This window comes from Methylobacterium sp. B1, from assembly GCF_000333255.1.
In the GTDB taxonomy this organism is placed as follows: domain Bacteria; phylum Pseudomonadota; class Alphaproteobacteria; order Rhizobiales; family Beijerinckiaceae; genus Methylobacterium; species Methylobacterium fujisawaense.
This window is the reverse complement of the sequence record NZ_BACT01000946.1, coordinates 1-3,002: the sequence shown is the minus strand read 5'-3', so window position 1 is coordinate 3,002 and position 3,002 is coordinate 1. Positions and strand designations below refer to the sequence as shown.

Annotated in this window: 1 protein-coding gene and 2 pseudogenes; all 3 read left to right on the top strand. The window is 73.1% G+C overall.

Features of this window, described 5'->3' with window-relative positions:
- Positions 1-624 (top strand): annotated as a pseudogene (locus I53_RS26660) (formyl transferase); the annotation flags it as partial.
- Positions 625-760: 136 nt separating this feature from the next.
- Entirely contained in the window at positions 761-2,737 is a 1,977-nt protein-coding gene (locus I53_RS26655) for a monovalent cation:proton antiporter-2 (CPA2) family protein (RefSeq protein WP_043356576.1), read from the top strand.
- A gap of 17 nt (positions 2,738-2,754) precedes the next feature.
- Positions 2,755-3,002: pseudogene (locus I53_RS26650) on the top strand (MATE family efflux transporter); the annotation flags it as partial.

Genomic DNA, 3,002 nt, shown 5'->3' with positions numbered 1-3,002 from the left:
GGGGAGACCCGACCCCACGGCCGTCCGGAGCCGGTGCTCGAACTCGAGACCCATCTCTCCTACCCGTTCGTGTTCGAGGCGGACGGACAGGTCTGGATGATCCCGGAATCCCACGCCTCCGGCACGATCGACCTCTACCGGGCCACCGACTTCCCGCGCGGATGGGTCCACGAGGCGGTGCTCCTCGACGGGGTCGTGGCCGGGGATGCGACCCTGCTGCAGCATGGCGGCCGCTGGTGGATGTTCGCCACGGTCCGGGCCGGCGGGGGCAGCTATTCCGACACCCTGCATCTCTGGCACGCGCCGCATTTCCGCGGGCCCTGGACCCCGCACCGACACAACCCGGTGTTGATCGATATCGGCTCGGCCCGGGCCGCGGGCCCGATCGTGGCGCGCGACGGCGGCCTGATCCGGCCGGTCCAGGATTGCCGCGAGGGCTACGGCGCGGCGCTCGGCCTCGCCCGGATCCTGCGCCTCGACGAGGAGGCCTACGCGCAGCGGGTCGAGACGCGCCTGCGGCCCGGGGCGGCCTGGCCGGGCACGCGCCTGCACATGCTGAGCGCCGCCGGCGGCTTCGAGTTCATCGACGGCTCGCACCGGGCCCGCACGCGACTCCTGGGCTGATCCCGGCCCGCGCCGCGCCCGGCGCGGACCCGTCGGTGCCGAACGGCACCCGCGGACGGCTCGCATCCCGGCCCCGCGCACGCTAAGCGGGGGGCTCCACCCGCGCCGATCAAGCAGAACCGCCGGGACGATCACCATGGCGAGCCCCGTCGAACATGCGAGCTTCCTGCCGCCGGTCCTGACCTTCCTCACGGCGGCGGTGATCGGCGTGCCGATCTTCCGGCTGATCGGCCAGAGCGCCGTGCTGGGCTATCTCGTGGCCGGGGTGCTGATCGGGCCCTCGGGCCTGTCGCTGATCGCCGAGCCCGAGACGGCGGCGAGCGTCGCCGAGATCGGCGTGGTGCTGCTGCTCTTCATCGTCGGCCTGGAACTGCACCTGTCGCAGCTCGTCTCGATGCGGCGCGACATCTTCGGCCTCGGGACCGCGCAGCTCGTCCTCTGCGCGCTGGTGCTCGGCGGCGCCGGAATCCTGGCGGGCCTCAGCTTGGGCGCCGCCGCGGTGATCGGCCTCGCGCTGGCGCTCTCGGCCACCGCGGTGGCCCTGCAGCTCCTGGAGGAGCGGGGCGATCTCTCCAGCGCCTATGGCGGCCGCGCCTTCGCGGTCCTGCTGTTCCAGGACCTCTCGGTGGTCGGCATCCTGGCGCTGATGCCCCTGCTGGCCTCGGCGGGGGAGGCGACCGACGTCTCCTGGCTCGGGGAAGCGGCCCTCTCCACCGGCAAGGCGCTCGCGGCGATCCTGGCGGTGGTGCTGGTCGGCCGCTACGGCCTGAACCCCTTCTTCCGGCTGCTCGCCGCGAGCGGCGCCCGCGAGGTGATGACCGCCGCCGCGCTCCTGGTGGTGCTCGGCACCGCGCTCCTCATGGAGCAGGTCGGCCTGTCGATGGCGATGGGCGCGTTCCTCGCCGGCATCCTGCTGGCCGAGTCGAACTTCCGCCACCAGCTGGAGGCCGATATCGAGCCGTTCCGCGGCATGCTGCTCGGCCTGTTCTTCATGAGCGTCGGCATGTCGATCGACGGCAACCTCGTGCGGGAGGTCTGGCCCGCCCTGTTCGGCGCCACCCTGGCGGCGATCCTGGTCAAGGTCGCCATCGTGGCCGGCCTGTTCCGGCTGTTCGGCTCGGACACGCTGGGGGCCCTGCGGGGGGCGGCGGTGCTGGCGCCCGCGGGCGAGTTCGCCTTCGTGCTGCTGCCTCAGGCCCAGGATCTCGGCCTCACCGGCGTCACGGCGACGCGCTTCGCGGTGGCGCTCGCCGCGCTGACCATGCTGATCGGGCCGATCGCCGCCAAGGGCCTCGACAAGCTGATCGAGCGGCGCACCGCGCGCAGCACCCGGGCGCTGGAGGCGCCCTCCACCGAGCTGACCGAGAGCGGCGACGCCAGGGTGCTGGTGATCGGCTTCGGCCGCTTCGGGCAGGTGCTGACCCAGGTGCTGATGGCCGAGGGCATCCCCGTCACGGTGATCGACAAGGACGTGGAGCAGCTCCGCGCCGCCTCGCGCTTCGGCTTCCGCATCTATTACGGCGACGGCACCCGGCTCGACGTGCTCCGCGCCGCCGGGATCGGCCGGGTCGAGCTGGTCTGCATCTGCGTCGACGACCGGGAGGGCGCTCTCAAGATCGTCGACATCGTCCACGAGGAGTTCTCCAGCGTGCGCACCTTCGTGCGCGCCTACGACCGCCTGCACGCGGTGGAGCTGATGAACCGGGACGTCGACTACCAGATCCGCGAGACCGCCGAATCTGCCCTCGCCTTCGGACGGTCGGCGCTGGAGGGGCTCGGCCTGTCGCCGGAGGCCGCCTCGGCCCGGGCCGACGACGTGCGCAAGCGCGACATCGCCCGCCTCGTCCTGCAGCAGGCGGGCGCCCTGCCGGACGGCGCCGGCTGGATGCGCGGCGCCGCGGCGGGTCTGAAGCCCGAGCCGCTGACCATTCCGGTCCGGCCGGCGCGGGCGCTCAGCACCGAGACCCGCGACCTCGTGGGCAGCGACCGGCGCGAGGCGGCCGAGCGGCTGCTGGAGAAGCCCGCACTGGCGCCGCAGGAGACGGACGCCGCCGAGGGGGAGGCCGATCCGGAGGCGGAGCTGGAAGCGGAAGGCAGCGCCCGGGATGCGTGACCGGCCGGATGTCTGACATGTCCGACGGGCCGCCCCCGGCGGAGGCGGGCCGCTTCGTCACCGGCTCGATCCTCCGGCACGTGGTGGTGATGGCCGCCACCGGATCGGTGGGGCTGATGGCGATCTTCGTCGTCGACCTCTTGTCGCTGCTCTACGTGTCGACGCTCGGCGACCCGAACCTCACCGCGGCGGTCGGCTTCGCCGGCATCGTGCAGTTCTTCGCCACGGCGGTGAATATCGGCCTGATGATCGCCGCCGGGCCCTG

Excerpts from the sequence above, each read along its gene's own strand:
- I53_RS26655 (WP_043356576.1), top strand. The coding sequence starts at position 761 with ATGGCGAGCCCCGTCGAACATGCGAGCTTCCTGCCGCCGGTCCTGACC.